We start from the raw sequence: 15,783 nt of genomic DNA on the forward strand, positions 1-15,783 counted from the left end.
TCCTACCTCAATACCAAGAAGGTGATTAGTTCAAAATCGTCGATGCCTTCTGCTTTATGTTTCGTCAGGGTGGTGCCACCTTTTTTCAGGAGGCTGGCCGTCCCCATTTCTTCTTTTTTACCCGTCAGGTTTTCGATGGCGGCTTCCAGCAGATCAGAATAATCTTTCATGTTGAGTCCATCATCGGTTTCCTGGTTAAAGGCATCCACCAGTTCCCTAAAGACTTCTTTCTTGCCAGAACATAGTTTTTTGTAGTAGTCCAAGATCTTCTTGGCATGGGTGTAGGTGATGTGCACCCCTTCCTCTGACACATAGGCCATGTAATAGGGGTAGAGGGGGTTTTGTTCTTTTAACTGCTGGGCCTCTTTCACCTGGCGCAGGGTAAAGATAACGCCGGGTTTCAGCTCTTCACGCAGCGCGTCAGGGATTTCTGCCACAGCGTACATGCCATTGGGGGCTTGTTCCAACAGCTTTCTGTTTTCTTTCATGTATTCCATCAGGTCAATTTTGAAATCGTTGAAGGTCAGGTCGGTGATGGAGATGGCGCCGGAGATGTCCTCCAGGTCTACCACTTCAGATTGCAGACGTTTTAGCTGATTACGACGGTACTCCAGGTCTTTCATTTCTTTGCTGGCGTCGGTTTCAATCAGGTTTTCTTCCCCGGTGGCGGAGACATCCATTAACACCATACGGCCCTGGACTCGTTGCTGCAAATTGATATATTCGTCCAGATCCCGGGTGGCCCAGAAGTTGACCAGTTGGATGACTTCGTTGATGGAGCCAATACGGTCAATCCGACCGAAGCGCTGGATGATGCGCACCGGGTTCCAGTGAATGTCGTAATTTACCAGGTAATCACAATCCTGCAGGTTTTGGCCTTCTGAAATACAGTCTGTTGCAATGATGACATCAATCTCTTTGTCCATTTCCGGGTAGATTTTCTCACATTCCTTTGACCGGGGCGAGAACAGGGTAAGCACTGTGTTCAGGTCGGTAATGCGGATGGTTTTACGCTGTTCCCTGGTTAAGGGCAGGGTGGACTGATTGGTGCCGCTACCTGTGACCAAGGCTGCGTACAGGCCTCTGTCTTCAAGAAACTGGGTCAGGTTGGCATAGAGGTATTCCGCTGTGTCTGAAAAGGCGGTGAACACAATGATCTTTAGGTTTCCCGGGTTAATGGGGTGGTTCACTTTATGCTGCATCAGGTCTTTTAATTGAGCCAGTTTGGCGTCCCTTTCCGGAGTTACTTCAACGGCTTCCAGGTAAATGGTTTCCAACTTGTCCCTGTCTGCCAGCAGGTCTTGTTTCCATTTGAGCAGGTCCATGTCCTGCAGCAATACTTTAATGTTGTTGCCAAAGAGAAGGTTGTCCAGGTCCGGATCATCCAGGTCAATGTCTTCAATGTTGTTTTCTACATCATAATCCCATTGTTTTCGTTCAATAAGTTCCAGGGCAGCGTTGATTTTGCCTAATATTTTATCCACCGTTAGTGCAAAAGAGTGGATGGAGCTTTCCATGCGCTTTAAGATCCCTATACGCATCAAGCCTACCAGGCTTTTTTCCCGGTCCACCTGTCGGAAGATGCTGTTATGGGCGCCTACTTTCACGTCATACTTTTCTTCATAGGCGCTTCTTCGTTCCGGCAGCACGTACCCCAAGGGAGAATACACGCAAAGGGTTAGCTTTTTAATCAATTTGTTGATGTATTCAATTTCGGGGAAATCGCCCTTTAGGTCGATTTCCGGGTACAGGTTTTCCGGAGTTAATCGGGTGGGGAATTTGCCTATTTCATCCAGATTATAGTATTTTTCAATGTGTTTTCGTGACCGTGCAATGGTAACGGTGTCCAATAACTTGAAGTAGTCCAGGTGCATCATGTTGACAAACGTTTCGGTTTTTCGCTCTTCGTCGGGTAATTCCGACCAACGGTTGTAGACTGTCTGTGCTTGTCTTAAGATAAGCTCCAGGTTGTTTAAACCCACTTTTGCCAGGGCATGATTATCGCCTTCGGTGATGAAGGAAATTTGATTTTTGATGTCATTCATCTTGTTGTTGACAGGTGTGGCGGATAGCATCAAGACTTTCGTTTTAACACCGGAACGGATGATTTCGTTCATCAATCGTTCGTAACGGGTGGTACGGCCTTTGACTGGCGGGTTGTTTCTAAAATTATGGCTTTCATCGATGACCACCAAATCATAGTTTCCCCAGTTGACGGTTGCCAAGTCGATGTCACCGGTTTTGCCGCTGGTGCGACTTAAATCAGTGTGGTTAATGACGTCAAAATTGAACCGGTCTTTTTCAAAGATATTCCTTTTATCGTTTTTTGTGTAGATGATCCAGTTATCCCGAAGCTTCTTAGGCACCAGCACCAGCACACGATCATTGCGCAGTTCATAGTATTTCATTACTGCCAGGGCTGTGAAGGTTTTACCCAGACCAACGCTGTCTGCAATGATGCAGCCATTGTATTTTTCAATTTTATCGATGGCACCCATGGCGCCGTCTTTTTGGAATTTATAGAGTTTGTTCCAGATCAAGGTGTCCTTTATCCCGGTACGGCTTTTCACGATATTGTCTTCTGTCAGTTCGTCCAGGTAGTCGGTGAAGATGTTGTAGAGGGTAACGAAGTAGATGAATTCGGGGACGTTCTCACTGTAAAGCATTTGCATTTGTTCTAACACTTGTTTTTTCACGTCCTCCACTGCTGTTTCATCTTCCCATAGGTCATTGAAGGCTTGCAGAAAAGCCAGGGTGTATTCTTTGCCGTATAGACACATGTTACTGTCCAAACGGTTTGAAGGAGTGATCCCCAACCCGTCTGATGTGAAGTCAACCGTACCGTTGATGGAAAGATTTTCTTCTGGATTCTCCACATAAATGAGGCGGGGTTGTGCCGGGTTGGGGCTTTTCAGAGAACGAATTTCCGCTTTTCGTTCCAGCCAGTTGGCACATTCTTTAGCAATGGCAGCTTGGCGCATTTCATTGCGCAATTTGATTTCAAACTCATTTCCGGAAACTATCTTTTCGGTGTTGCGGTGTATGTAAAATTCCCTGATTAATTCATGGTCTTTTTTGACAAAAGTGGGTTCGGTGAAAACAAAGCGCAGTCGGTCAATTTTTTCCAGTTCTTTTCGTAGTTCAGCGTAGGCATAAATGGTAAAGTAGGCAGATACCACAGACAACCGGCTTCCTTTTCTAAGTTCAGAGCGAAGTTCATCCACCACTTTGTTCACTTTGTTGTCTAAGACCTTTGGGCTCCTCATGTGTTTCACCCCTTGTATTTGATGAGATGCTTTCCTGTAAACAATATGTCTTTTAGATCATTTTGCTCCTAACAACTCAACGAGTATCGACAATTTGGGTAGATCGCCAACAATGTCTATTGGGTAGCCTATTTTTTTGTCTGCCACTTTCTTCAAAAAAACTCTCCAGCTACTATTTTAGCATAATAAACGTTCAAATTTGTCTATTTCTAGGATTTCATTCGATTTTTTTAAATTGCCTGATTGATGATATTATTTAAAATTCGATTGTGGGTCCGGCTTTTGAGAACACTGTGAAAGATTGTCTCCGGGGTCTTGCCCAGCAATCGTCTTGTACTGTCACAGCAACCCAGTAGAAATCCCGGCAACGAGTGAACCACACTCTCTGCCGGGATTGTTGATGAGTTTATTAAGATTCAACAAGTGCTGCTGCCTTCCGCTGCTCCCTGGGGGTTGTTGTTGCGATCCAGGCTAATCAGGTTTTCTCTGCTGAGATGCATGATGAGCAGGGCGGTTTCATATTCGGCGTCGGCGCCGGTTTTGCCGCTGGTGGCAGGTGATCTCAGGTGTTGGCTGATGGCTGTGACGCCGTACCCTGACTGCCACATATGAATGGCTTTTTGAATGTCTTCCGGCTGCCAGTCGAAGTTCAGGTCTTCCAGTATAATGACGGGTTTGCTCATGGTGGGCCTCCTTTTGTGTCGGTTCATGTGGTTGCTGCTCTTGGTGTTGTGGCTGTTGCTGCTCTTGGTGTTACTGCCCTCGGCGCTGCTGCTGTGGCTGTTGTGGCTGTTATCAAAGAGACTGAGGAATCAGGTTTCGCTGGTGATCAGCTGGATCAGCTGGTCTCGCTTGCTGCGGGCCACGGCGGCTCTCTGGGAAGGGCCTTTGACAGTGATGGGCTGGCACATTTCCATGAGACGGTCATAGGTGCGCACCACTTGGTCGTAGCCGGTGAGTTTTTGCTGCAGCTGCTGCAGGCTCAGGTTGGTGGTGATGAGCAGGGGCTTGCCGCTTCTGTACCGGTTGTCGATGATCTGGTAAAGCATTGCTGTGGCCCAGTCGGTTTTCTGCTCAGACCCCAGGTCGTCAAGCACCAGCAGGCTGGCATTTTCAAGGGTGCGGATGATATCAATCTCTGCCTCTCTGTCTTGCCGGTTAAAGGTTTCTCTAATTCTTGCCAGCAAACCCATGGCACTGACGGCAATCACGACTTCACGGTGGCGGCTGATTAGCTCGTTGGCCACTGCAAATGCGGCGAATGATTTTCCCACGCCTGGGTTCCCTAGAAGCATGAGGCCGATGTTGCAGGTTTTCATTTCTGGCCAGGCTTCCACATATCGCAGAATGGTTTTTTTCAGCTTGGGGCAACCGACGTCGTCGTTCCAGGCAGCGAGGGTACTGTTGCGAAAACGGGCATCCATCAGGCTGTATTTTTTCAGTTTTTCGATGCGTCGAATGATTTCACGGCGTTGTTCGTCACGCTTTCGCAGCGCCTGGGCTTCTGCCTGGCACCGGCACACGCAGGGAACCTTTCGGCTGATGCCAAGAATGGTGATGGTGGTGGTGCGTTTGGTGCCGCAGGTGTCACAAGTGTCGTGGGTATCGTGAAAGTCGTGGGCGTTGGCAGTCTTACCCATTTTTCGGGCGTGATGGATGTTCTCATTAACACTGGTTTTACAGGTCCAGGTGGTCAAGGTCGATGCCAATGCCGGTGTATTCTCCATGGGTGTCGGTGACTGGTTCGTTGCTGGTGCTGGGCTGTTTTTGGCCGGCGGGGCTGACACGGGAGGTAACCGGTTGAGGGTTCTTTCCAGTACGGTTGTGATGCTCTCGGGGATGGTTGTTGTGAGGGTCGTTGTTGTGGGAATGGTTTTTTTGGGGATGGTTGCTGTGGGCAGAGACGTTGTGGGATGCCTGTATGTGTGGTGCTTTCGGGTCATTTTCTTGCCCTCCTCGATTAAGATAATTCCCCTCCAGGGTTTTGGCCATGCCTTCGTTGCTGATGAGCCAGTCAAAAGTAGCTTTCCATTGGCGGTTGTTCATCCCTTTAAGAAAATCTGAGGCTTCTGCCATCTGAAACAAGTGCTGAAAGTGTGCTGTCGTCTGGCCATACTCATTCCATCTGGCTGCCATGGCTTGCCGGCGTTTCTGCGTAATCTTGATGATGCTCGCAAACGACGGGCAGGCGGCATGATAGAGGTCGACAATTTGCTGATAAGGCACTGAGGTGTTGGCTGAGGCTGCCTTTTCATTTTTCGTGTGATGGGTCGCCTGAATATCGTGGAATCCTTTGATGTGAGTGGAGACATCAGTGGAGATATCATTGGAGATATTATTGAAGATATCCTTCTTTTCATTCTTGTTTTCTTTCTTTCTTGTTTGTGGGCGGCTGTGTGGTTTCCGGCTTGCCATTGGCTGGTCTTCAACATCTGGCGATTCAGTGTTTCCAGTGGATTTGCTGCGTCGTTCCGGCGACGCTTCCCTGGTCTTTGGCAAGTCTGCAAGGTCCTCTTTCAGCTCTTCATCTGGTCTGGCGCTGTCGGGGATCTTCATTGGCTGTGTTTCCTGCCACACTGTCTCGCTGCCTGGCTGGCCACCTTCTTGTGTGAGTGACTGGTTAATGATCTGCGGGTTTGTCTGACTATTTATCTGACGATGTGGCTGGGTGATGATCTGTGGGTTTGCCTGGCTGAGTGACTGGTTAATGATCTGTGGGTTTGCCTGGTTATTTGCCTGACGATGTGGCTGGGTGTCTTTTTCCTGGTCACTATCCCACGCCTTGTCCCACTGCTGCCATTTATCATAGTTGCTGATCTCAATGATGGTGTAATGGGCTGTGGCCTGACGTGCTATCATGGTGTCTGTTTCCAGTTGTTTGATGAAGGTTCTCACTTTTTTCTCGCCCCAGCCCCACCGCTTGGCCAACTGGTTGGCACTGGTGACTGTTTGGCCCCGCTGGCACTGGATGAGATGACTGCCATGGAGGAACTTTTTAGTGGTGTGATTGGCCAGCATTACCAGATCCAGCCAGGCCTGGCCTTTTGAAAAAGGTTTATCATCCCACAACCAGTGGTTCTGCAGCTGGCGATATATTTTGACATATCCCCTGTTTGTACCCATGCAAACTAACCTCCCAAGAGACTGGAGCTTCACAACTGACCTTAATGCTGTGCCTATGATTCATTGGCGCCGTTTTCTTGTGCACCAGTTTCCATCACCTACATCTCACAGGTGTCAGTCCCCCGGCTTGTAAGCTCTCAAGTATTCCATGCTCCCTCTATTCCCTCCATTTTTAGCCTTTTGCTTTTCTGGCACCGGTGGTCTTCTGCACGTTAATGGTCTTAATGGTGATGGTCGATGCTTCCACTTCCTGATCATCTGTGATCATGCGCTGGATGTATTCTTCCAGATCGGTGCTTCTCACCCGCCATTGGGCTCTGATGCGGGCCGCCGGCAGCTCTTTTGCATGAATGAGGGAATAAACGGTGTCGGTGCTTACTTGCAAGCGGTCTGCTGATTGTTTAACGGTGTAAAGTGTCATGTGAAAGCCTCCCTAATGGTTATGGTTGGTGATGATGCTTGGTGATGTTGATTGGTGATGATGCTTGTCTCACGGGTCTCTTTCGGATGAGCCCCGCTGCCAGACACACCTCCTTAAGCGTTTTCATGGGGTTCCACGTTTCCTTGGAGCCCCAGGGAAACAATGATCCGTTCCCGGTGCTGCTGGGCAATCCGGTTGCCTCTGATAATGTCTGATAGATAGGGCCCTGAAATGCCCAGCTGTTTTGCCAAGGCGCTCTGGGTCATGCGTTTGTCAATGAGCGCTTCTTTCACAGCTTTTTCAAAGTTCATGATTTGTCCTCCTGTCTTTGGTCGATGATGTTTTCTTAGTGCTTTTCAAAATGTATCGCGTTGTCCCTTAGCGATTACATCTCTTGTAATAGCGATGAAGTCTGTTTGAATAGCGATGAAGTCTGTTTGAATAGCGACGAAGCCTGTTTGAATAGCGACTGCGCTTCGCATTTTAGCCTATGGTGTTAGTTTCTTAACTTAGTTAATCTGTTGACATTTATTAGTTTTTATGCTAATCTATTAGCATAGAATCCTACATTATAAAAAAACATAGAACACGAACGACCCCCATATTATATTCGGCATCCGTCTTGCGCTGAAACTTTATAAAAAACACTATACTTAATTAAAAGCTAATTGTCAATAGCGAATGCGCTAATTTATAAGTGCCACATTCTATCGGGGGTCGGAATGGAGGTCAAAAATGGAAATACTTAATAGGATTCAAGCGCTATTAAGGGAAAAAGGTATGACAATCGCTGAACTGGAAAGAAAAGCCAATATCGGGAATGGAGTGATTCGCAGGTGGAACAATTCTGTGCCCACCGCCGATAAACTGCAACGTGTTGCTGAAGTGCTGGGTACCACCATCGATTACTTGTTTAACGGCGAAAACGAAGCGGATTCAAAAGCCCTCTTTATTGGACGGGAGGCTTCTGAACTCACCGATGAACAACGTGAAATCATCACCAGCATGATTCGGCAGATGAAAGCCAAAAATCAAAACTGAAAGGCGTGGATCAATGAGTAACCGACACAATCACACACACCGCCAGTTGGATGATGAACAACACGATTTGAATGCCGGAGATGGCCGCAGCCATGATCACAGATTGGCTCTAACCGGTAAAGTGACTGATTTTTTAGCAGACCCCGCCCACAGGCATCTTCTCAGTGCCCAGCCATTGAACCTGGAGAGCCTCTGTGCCCATGTGAAAGTGCATGCCTGCTCTTACAGCACTGCCAATCCTGAACTAATAGCCATTTCGACGGCTGGTTTTACTGTTTGTGAGCAGGGAGAATGCTATCTGTTTTACAACACCTCCCAGCCCTTCGACCAGATTCAACTATCTTTGGCAACGCAACTGTGCCATTATCTCCTGTGTCATCCCTTGAGTCATCCCCACTTTTTTCAAGTGGCCCATGTCTTAGAGCAACAATCTGAGCAACACCCAGCGCAACACCCAGATCAACAATCAGATCAGTACCCAGATCAACAATCAAAGCAGTACCCAAAGAATGCAGCCTTTCAGCCCCTTGCAGATGATGCCGCCTATTTCGCCCGTCATCTCATCAACTTCCATCGTCAACCATGCGTTGAAAAGTGCTCCAGTGCACTCTCATCGCAATTAGATAGCTTCTAAATCTTCAACCGCTTCTTCAACTTCTTCAGCTTCTTCAACTTATTCAGTTTGCATCGTATTATCCAGCTTCAATCGTTTCCACAAGCTTGAACATTCCCCCAGTGTATTCACCTGCAGCCTGTTTCACGTCCCTTTCCATCAAGCCTTGTGTTGTTGGCAGTTGAATCAGTGTCAAATGGTATCTTTAAATGATTGCTCTAAATGGCATCTTTTTGGGGCATCTTAACAGGGCATCTTTAAAGGAGGAGGCACATCTCATGCGCGGATCCGTTATTAAAAAAGGCGACAAGTGGTATATCTCTGTTTACCTGGGAATGAAAAACGGCAAGAAGCACCGCAAATGGTACTCTGGCTATGATTCCAGAGAAGCGGCCGAAATTGATCTGCCCAACATTCTGCTTGATATTCAAAAAGGCATTGTGGTGGATGCTTCCACCATGAAGGCTTCTGAGTTTTTTGACCAGTGGCTGGCAGATCACGTGGTTCCCAACACCTCTCCCAGCACCGTTGACAAGTACCGCGCTGCCGTCAAAGCCGCGAATGTGGTTTTTGGCCATGAACGAATCCAGAAAATAACGCCTCAGCACATGCAGCGATTTGTGAATACCCTGGTGAAAGAGGGTAAAGCCCGCCACACTGTTATCTCCTACTACACGGCCATCAAGTCTGCCATGGTAAAAGCCGTCAAGTGGCGCATCATTCTCCATAACCCCTGCATTGATATCACCCTGCCCAAAGAAAAGAAGAAAGCCATGAAAACACTGACTGCCGAAGAAGTTTCCCATCTGCTGAAGTCTGTAGAAGGCACCCCCATGCATCTGGTTATTTTTCTGGCAGCCAGCTGCGGCCTTCGCCGTGGCGAAATTCTGGGGCTCACCTGGCGTCATGTTGATCTGGTAAACCGGGTGATCCATGTGACAGATGCCTGGACACAGTCCACTCAGGGCGTCCAAATGGCCAGTTTAAAGACAGACTCCTCCCATCGTTCCGTTGACTTCAATGACTCTGTCAAGCAAGTGCTGGAGCGTCAAAAGGCGGTTCAGGAAGATTTCATCAGGCAGCGGGAAGGTAACGTTATTCGGCTGAGCGATGGCCGCCGTCATGAAATGGATGATCAGCAGGTATGCACCTGGCAAGACAACGAGCCCATGCGCCCCGACTATGTATCAAAAACGTTCAAAAAACTGCTGAAAGAGGCAGACATTCGGCCTGTCCGCTTTCACGACCTGCGCCACACCCACGCCACCCTGCTGATGAAAGCAGGCGTCTCCCCTAAGGTGGTGCAGGAACGCCTTGGTCACAGCGACATAAAAGTCACCCTGGGATTGTATTCCCATGTGATTCCTTCCATGCAACGGGAGGCCGCAGAAATCTTGCACTTTTAGCAGAACGCCTGTTAGTAGAACGCCTGAATGATAATCAGTGAATACATGACCGAATGATCAAATGAACGAGCGAATGAACGAGCGAACGAGTTCACGAACGAATGAATGAATGGACATTAAGCAAAGCCCCAAACGCGGGGCTTTTTTCGTGGAATGAATTCAATTTGTAACCATTTTAAATTAAGGGGTTAGAAGAATGGGTTAGAAGAATCAAAAAACGCCAGTCCTCAGACTGGCGTAAGCATTGGAATTACTGGAGCTGTTGCCGGGACTCGAACCCGGGACCTCTTCCTTACCAAGGAAGTGCTCTACCGCCTGAGCTACAACAGCGTGTTGCCGTTTTTGACCACGAAATTGATTATACCTGATAGGGCGATGAATGTAAAGACTTTATTTCAACTTTTTGGCGGTTTTTTTATAAGTTGATCTGACCATTATCCAACGAGACAACTCGAATCAATGCATGGACATCAACACCCAACTCACGCAGCTTTTCGGCACCTGGCTGAAAGCTCTTTTCAATCACAACACCTGCTCCAACCATTTGCGCACCTGCCAGATCAATGATCTCTTTCATACCTTTAATAGCTTCTCCATTGGCCAAAAAGTCATCTAGCACTAACACTTTTTCATCAGCCTGCAGGTATCTTCGGGCAACACGAATCTGATAAGTTTGGCCTTTAGTGTAAGAGTAGACTGAGCCTTCCCATGTATCGGGATCTAAATTTTTAGAAAGTGTTTTTTTTGCAAAAACAACCGGCACCTTAAAATACTGGGCAGCTATGGCAGCTATGGCAATACCAGATACTTCTGCAGTCAGAATTTTATCGATTTTAAGTTGTCCGAAGTGAGCATAAAATGCCCTGCCAATGGTGTTCAAAAGAGAAACGTCCAGTTGGTGGTTTAAAAAACTGTCTACTTTAAGAATATCATTGCCAATCACCCGGCCCTGATCCAGGATTGCATGACGCAGTATTTCTATATCGTTATTGTTTAAAGAAGTTGAACTCAAGAACACACCTCTTTTCCTGTGGATCTATATTGACAGAAGAAAGCCTTGAAAGGATTCTTTATATGTTAATCTATAATGGAAGCATGGTCAAGGGTAACTTCATGGAACAGAACAATTGCTTGACTATTTAAATGGTTCAAGTAGGACTATAGGCCCTATTTTAACTCGGTTTTCAAATAAATGCTCCTATTTGGTAGACATAACTTCACTGAAGACGGATAATGAATATGATTTGAATAAAGGAGTTGGTGCGATGAAATCAACAAAAAAAATGCTTAGTATGATTCCATTACTTTTCCTGACAATTTTCACAATAGTCCCTGTATATGGTAATTCTCCTACAGCTGATGCCTCTATTGCTGTAAGAATGACTATCAATGAACAACAGGCATACATAAACAATCAGGTTTTTTCTTTGGAAGCGCCTCCCATGATTCGAAATGGTCGTGCACTGGTACCACTTCGCTTTTTCTCTGAAGCTTTGGGGGCCCACGTTGAATGGATTGCTTCACAAAAGCAGGTTATTGTCACCAACGACTCTCAGCAGATTATTCTGAAAAACGACAGTCAGACAGCTCTTGTCAATGGCCGCAATGTTCAGTTGAGTACGCCGACAGTCATTGTGAATGGCCGCATCTTTGTTCCATTACGCTTTGTCAGTGAAGTGCTTGGTTTTTCTGTTTCATGGGATGCCGTGGCACGAACAGTGACCATCACCGGTCATTTTTCTGATACACAGGAACTGGCTTCTGTCATGTCTCAACTTGAAAGTCGAGATCATGAACATCTCAATCAGGGGACCCACGAACAAGATAATATGGCAACTGTCAGATCTCCTTTTTCTCACGATGAACGCAGCATTGAACTTGAAGTATTGCGCTTAATAAATGATAAACGTCAACAGGAAAATCTTCAGCCGCTCAGTAAAAATGACCATTTGATGTATGTTGCAACACAAAAATCCAAAGATTTGGTGGATAACAATTACTTCTCTCACACTTCGCCTGTTTATGGTGAAATGCGAGACATGCTGGATTCTTTCAATGTCAACTATCGTCGTGCCGGTGAAAACATTGCTGCAGGACAACGCACAGCGGAGCAAGTTGTCAGTGACTGGATGAATTCTCCCGGGCATCGACAAAACATTTTAAATCCAGAGTTTACTCAGATTGGTATCGGAGCTGTCAATGGCGGGCCTTATGGCGGCATTACCTGGACACAGCTTTTCACTGATTAGCCTTTTGAGTACATTAAATCAACGAGGGCCAGTGCTTAATAGCACTGGCCCTCGTTTGTTATTCCCATGGTACCTATGACATCAACAGGGATACTTCGGTCGCAGGATCAAAAAAATGCACCCGATCAACTCTTGGTTTTATGGTAACCCAGTCACCCACATCTGCTTTCACCGAGGGATCTACTCTGGCAACCAGCGTATTCTCTTTCAGTTTAAGAAAAAGATAGGTTTCAGAGCCTAATAATTCTGTCACTTCGACCAGCGCACGATTGGTCGAATTTTCCTCCGATTCCCCTGTTTCCACTTCAATATGTTCAGGACGAATCCCCATAACCACTTTTTTCCCTTCTGCTCCACTTTTCTTCAACTTTTCTTCCCGGTCTCCGCTGACAGCTACGCTTCCTCCGTCATAAATGACTTTTAACAAACTATCATTGCGCTCCAAATCACCCTCGATGAAATTCATCTGTGGCGACCCTATAAAGCTGCCTACAAACTTATTGGCCGGTTTTTCATAGAGATTGGTGGGTGTATCCACCTGCATCACATGACCGTCTTTCAAAACAACGATGCGGGTTCCCATGGTCATTGCTTCAGTCTGGTCATGGGTGACATAAATAAACGTCGTTTTAAGTCGGTGATGAAGTTTGCTGATTTCTGCTCTTGTCTGTACTCGCAGTTTGGCGTCCAGATTTGAAAGTGGTTCATCCATCAGAAAGACCTTAGGGTCACGAACAATGGCTCTGCCCAGGGCGATTCGCTGGCGTTGTCCACCTGACAATTCTTTTGGTTTGTTCTTTAACAGATGCTGCAATCCCAAAATATCAGCTGCATTTTGGACGCGCTGGTCAATTTCCTTTTTTGGCATGTTGCGCAGCTTTAAACCAAAAGCCATATTTTCATAATTGGTCATATGTGGATAAAGGGCATAGTTTTGAAAAACCATGGCTATGTCTCTGTCTTTCGGAGAAACATCATTGACCAGGCGGTCCTCGATGTATATTTCACCGCTGGTTATCTCTTCAAGACCAGCAATCATGCGTAACGCTGTTGACTTTCCACACCCGGAGGGACCTACAAATACAATGAACTCATTGTCCTGAATATCCAAATTCATGTCATGCACGGCATGAAAGCCATTGGGATAAACTTTATTCACATTGACCAGCTTTAATCCTGCCATTGATCCATCACCTCTTTCCAAATTTGTCCTTGCAAAATGGGGTTTATGCATGCTATGTTATTCTCTTTTTCGTTGTAGTTGAATGGATTCTTCAGGGAGCAGTAAAAATTTCTCATCTCCATAATAAAACTCAAATCCATCACCTTCCAGCAACTTCACTGTCGTCTCTTGTACTGAAACATTTACTTTAAAACAGTTACCCCTGAATTTAATGCGGAAACTGTATCCTGTCAAACCAACTGGGATCTGAGGTGAAAAACGAAGCCCTTCCTCTGAAATGCGCATGCCTGCAAACCCATTTACCAGACTGAGCCAGGTGCCTGCCATGCTGGCCGTGTGAATTCCATGGTGGGCATTGCCCTGCAGGTTATCCAGATCTAGTCGGGCCGTTTCCAAAAAATGGCTTGAAGCTTTTTCGGTGTCGCCTGTTTCAGCTCCTATGATGCTGAAGATACATCGTGAAAGAGAAGAGTCATGGGTCGTCACTTGCTCATAATATGCTAAATCTCTTTTCTTTTCTTCATGGGAAAACTGATCATGAAGTAAATAGAGGGCCAGAACTACATCCGCCTGCTTACACACCTGATGACGGTAAATGTCCAGGGGATGGTAGTGCAATAGTAATGGATAATGATTCTCCGGTGTTGTGTCAAAGGGCCAAACCGGTTTATCCAAAAAACTGTCGTCTTGCGGATGAATACCTCGTTCTTCATCTTTTGGCAAATACATGGCGTCGGCTGCCATCTGCCATTGTTCGATTTCTTCTGCTCCCAAATCAATCTTGCGACTTATGCGGCTAAAATCTTCATCATCTTCCCGCGCTATTCTCTTTGCCAAGGCAGCTGCATAATTCAGATGACTCTTCGCCATGGCATTGGTATAAAAATTATTATTTACAAGTGCCGTATACTCATCCGGTCCTGTCACAGTGAAAATACAAAAGCGTTGGGGACTTCCACCGCTGAATGCGCCAATGTAAAGCCAGATACGCGCTGTTTCAAAAATAATTTCAGCGCCGAAGTTGAGAATGAATTCCCAGTCTCCGGTTGCCATTTCGTATTGACGTATGGCATGAACAATATCTGCATTTATATGATACTGAGCAGTCCCGGCTGGATAATAGGAAGAACATTCTATTCCTGTAATGGTACGCCAGGGAAATAATGCACCTTTTTTCCGAAAAAGGGTGTGTGCCCGCCGGCGCGCCTGGTCAAGGGTATTGAACCTGTACTCCAGTAGTTTGCGGGCAATCCAGGGCTGGGTGTAAATAAAAAAAGGAACGATATAAATTTCAGAATCCCAAAAATAATGCCCTTGATAACCTTCTCCCGTCAGCCCCTTTGCTGCGATATTGGTACTGCCGTCTCTTCCTGCTGACTGAAATAAATGAAACAGGTTAAACCGAAGACCCTGCTGTAATTCATCGTTTCCCGCAATATCTATATCGCAATGCATCCAGAAATCATCCATCACCTGACGTTGTACCATGTGATAGTGTGCCCATCCTTGTTGCTTGACTGTCTCGAGAATGGTATCAGCCATTTCCCAGAGTTGATCAGGCGGAACACGGTCACTTCTGAGGTAAAGCAACGACTTCGTGAGACTGATACGTTCTCCCATTTTTGCTGCAAATGTATAACGATGCACCAGCATCTGACCATGCGCATGATTCATTCTGTTGATACAGTGGCCCGATTCAATCAGGTTATGAATACAACTGAGCACTTGCAGCTTTGAGTGGGTGGTGACCTGTAACAGTTTGGAAGCATCTTCCTTTTGCTCCAGTTTTTCCAGTTTTAAAGTTTGTCCTGTGAGAGATGTTCCAATTCGAGGATCGTTTTCAGCTGTCTGATTATGGACATGTCCATCAAGCATGGAGATGACCTGAACTGTTCCGTTGAAGTTAACAGGGGTCACTGCGTAGCGTATCAGCACCAAGCTGTCTTCGGCAAAGGAAACCATTCGTTCAACTTCTATATCAACAATCTTACCCCGTGGCGATACCCAACGTGTATATCGCCTTAAAATCCCCTGCTGAAGATCAAGCTCCCGTCGATACTTTTCAATGGTACCTGTAAATAAGCTGAAGACTTCATCTTCTATTTGGAGTTGAATCAACTTTCCATTTGGCACGTTTAGCATAGTTTCTGTGTGTGTCGCATATCCATAGGCCGTTTCATCATAGTGAATGGGTACTTTTTCAAAAAATCCATTCAGATAGGTGCCTTCCATTGATGTTCCCGCCGGACCGTCGTATCCTTCTTCAAAGCTGCCTCGAATACCGAGGTTGCCATTTCCCAAAGAAAAGACAGTTTCACTCAGAAAATTAGTTTGGGGGTCAAAGTCAGTTTCGATTATTTTCCAGGGATCCACCTTATAGAATATCTTTTTTTGTTGTCTATTTCTGCTCATAACGTGTCCCCTCCAACGCACCTCATTCACTTCACTTAACGGAAGTATGTAGCGGACTGCCCGGTTTTG

13 protein-coding genes and 1 tRNA gene are annotated in these 15,783 nt (G+C 46.3%); 4 read left to right on the plus strand and 10 right to left on the minus strand.

Features of this window, described 5'->3' with window-relative positions; genetic code table 11:
- Positions 1–2: 2 nt before the first annotated feature.
- The 6 genes from QOL74_RS00400 to QOL74_RS00425 form a co-directional block, all read right to left on the minus strand.
- A complete protein-coding gene (locus QOL74_RS00400; protein WP_283407447.1) occupies positions 3–3,266 on the minus strand; it encodes a helicase-related protein in 3,264 nt (1,087 codons plus the stop codon).
- A gap of 416 nt (positions 3,267–3,682) precedes the next feature.
- Complete coding sequence (locus QOL74_RS00405) at positions 3,683–3,949, minus strand: hypothetical protein (RefSeq protein WP_283407448.1); 267 nt, start codon at positions 3,947–3,949, stop codon at positions 3,683–3,685.
- Between the two features lie 129 nt (positions 3,950–4,078).
- A complete protein-coding gene (locus QOL74_RS00410; RefSeq protein WP_283407449.1) occupies positions 4,079–4,975 on the minus strand; it encodes an ATP-binding protein in 897 nt (298 codons plus the stop codon).
- A complete protein-coding gene (locus tag QOL74_RS00415; protein ID WP_283407450.1) occupies positions 4,944–6,389 on the minus strand; it encodes a hypothetical protein in 1,446 nt (481 codons plus the stop codon). The genes QOL74_RS00410 and QOL74_RS00415 overlap by 32 nt, the downstream gene beginning before the upstream one ends.
- A gap of 172 nt (positions 6,390–6,561) precedes the next feature.
- Complete coding sequence (locus QOL74_RS00420) at positions 6,562–6,810, minus strand: helix-turn-helix domain-containing protein (protein WP_283407451.1); 249 nt, start codon at positions 6,808–6,810, stop codon at positions 6,562–6,564.
- 113 nt (positions 6,811–6,923) lie between these two features.
- The gene (locus QOL74_RS00425; RefSeq protein ID WP_283407452.1) at positions 6,924–7,121 is read right to left on the minus strand and encodes a helix-turn-helix domain-containing protein; all 198 of its coding nucleotides are present in this window, start codon (positions 7,119–7,121) and stop codon (positions 6,924–6,926) included.
- A 424-nt stretch (positions 7,122–7,545) separates the two neighbouring features.
- Here QOL74_RS00425 and QOL74_RS00430 point away from each other — a divergent pair, with 424 nt between their 5' ends.
- The 3 genes from QOL74_RS00430 (at position 7,546) to QOL74_RS00440 (ending at position 9,870) form a co-directional block, all read left to right on the plus strand.
- Positions 7,546–7,851, plus strand: coding sequence for a helix-turn-helix domain-containing protein (locus tag QOL74_RS00430; protein WP_283407453.1), 306 nt, complete (start codon positions 7,546–7,548; stop codon positions 7,849–7,851).
- Between the two features lie 13 nt (positions 7,852–7,864).
- Positions 7,865–8,485 carry a hypothetical protein gene (locus tag QOL74_RS00435; RefSeq protein ID WP_283407454.1) on the plus strand — a complete coding sequence of 207 codons (621 nt, stop codon included), beginning with the start codon at positions 7,865–7,867 and terminating at the stop codon, positions 8,483–8,485.
- Between the two features lie 257 nt (positions 8,486–8,742).
- Positions 8,743–9,870, plus strand: coding sequence for a tyrosine-type recombinase/integrase (locus QOL74_RS00440; RefSeq protein ID WP_283407455.1), 1,128 nt, complete (start codon positions 8,743–8,745; stop codon positions 9,868–9,870).
- A 254-nt stretch (positions 9,871–10,124) separates the two neighbouring features.
- Here QOL74_RS00440 and QOL74_RS00445 read toward each other — a convergent pair.
- Positions 10,125–10,200, minus strand: a tRNA-Thr gene (locus tag QOL74_RS00445).
- 85 nt (positions 10,201–10,285) lie between these two features.
- Positions 10,286–10,852, minus strand: a complete 567-nt coding sequence (locus QOL74_RS00450; RefSeq protein WP_283407909.1) for a xanthine phosphoribosyltransferase — start codon at positions 10,850–10,852, stop codon at positions 10,286–10,288.
- 145 nt (positions 10,853–10,997) lie between these two features.
- Between QOL74_RS00450 and QOL74_RS00455 the strand changes: the two genes are divergently transcribed.
- The gene (locus QOL74_RS00455; RefSeq protein WP_283407456.1) at positions 10,998–12,119 is read left to right on the plus strand and encodes a stalk domain-containing protein; all 1,122 of its coding nucleotides are present in this window, start codon (positions 10,998–11,000) and stop codon (positions 12,117–12,119) included.
- A 73-nt stretch (positions 12,120–12,192) separates the two neighbouring features.
- Here the strand turns inward: QOL74_RS00455 and QOL74_RS00460 are convergent, their stop codons facing one another.
- Together QOL74_RS00460 and QOL74_RS00465 are read right to left on the minus strand one after the other, a co-directional pair.
- On the minus strand, positions 12,193–13,302 hold the full coding sequence (locus tag QOL74_RS00460; protein WP_283407457.1) for an ABC transporter ATP-binding protein: 1,110 nt from the start codon (positions 13,300–13,302) through the stop codon (positions 12,193–12,195).
- Between the two features lie 57 nt (positions 13,303–13,359).
- Positions 13,360–15,714 carry a glycoside hydrolase family 65 protein gene (locus QOL74_RS00465; protein WP_283407458.1) on the minus strand — a complete coding sequence of 785 codons (2,355 nt, stop codon included), beginning with the start codon at positions 15,712–15,714 and terminating at the stop codon, positions 13,360–13,362.
- Between the last annotated feature and the right edge of the window lie 69 nt (positions 15,715–15,783).

It is taken from the genome of Anoxynatronum buryatiense (assembly GCF_900182905.1).
GTDB classification, from domain to species: domain Bacteria; phylum Bacillota; class Clostridia; order Peptostreptococcales; family Tindalliaceae; genus Anoxynatronum; species Anoxynatronum buryatiense.

Excerpts from the sequence above, each read along its gene's own strand:
- QOL74_RS00405 (WP_283407448.1), bottom strand. The coding sequence starts at position 3,949 with ATGAGCAAACCCGTCATTATACTGGAAGACCTGAACTTCGACTGGCAG.
- QOL74_RS00435 (WP_283407454.1), top strand. The coding sequence starts at position 7,865 with ATGAGTAACCGACACAATCACACACACCGCCAGTTGGATGATGAACAA.
- QOL74_RS00440 (WP_283407455.1), top strand. The coding sequence starts at position 8,743 with ATGCGCGGATCCGTTATTAAAAAAGGCGACAAGTGGTATATCTCTGTT.
- QOL74_RS00415 (WP_283407450.1), bottom strand. The coding sequence starts at position 6,389 with ATGGGTACAAACAGGGGATATGTCAAAATATATCGCCAGCTGCAGAAC.
- QOL74_RS00400 (WP_283407447.1), bottom strand. The coding sequence starts at position 3,266 with ATGAGGAGCCCAAAGGTCTTAGACAACAAAGTGAACAAAGTGGTGGAT.
- QOL74_RS00465 (WP_283407458.1), bottom strand. The coding sequence starts at position 15,714 with ATGAGCAGAAATAGACAACAAAAAAAGATATTCTATAAGGTGGATCCC.
- QOL74_RS00460 (WP_283407457.1), bottom strand. The coding sequence starts at position 13,302 with ATGGCAGGATTAAAGCTGGTCAATGTGAATAAAGTTTATCCCAATGGC.
- QOL74_RS00430 (WP_283407453.1), top strand. The coding sequence starts at position 7,546 with ATGGAAATACTTAATAGGATTCAAGCGCTATTAAGGGAAAAAGGTATG.
- QOL74_RS00420 (WP_283407451.1), bottom strand. The coding sequence starts at position 6,810 with ATGACACTTTACACCGTTAAACAATCAGCAGACCGCTTGCAAGTAAGC.
- QOL74_RS00425 (WP_283407452.1), bottom strand. The coding sequence starts at position 7,121 with ATGAACTTTGAAAAAGCTGTGAAAGAAGCGCTCATTGACAAACGCATG.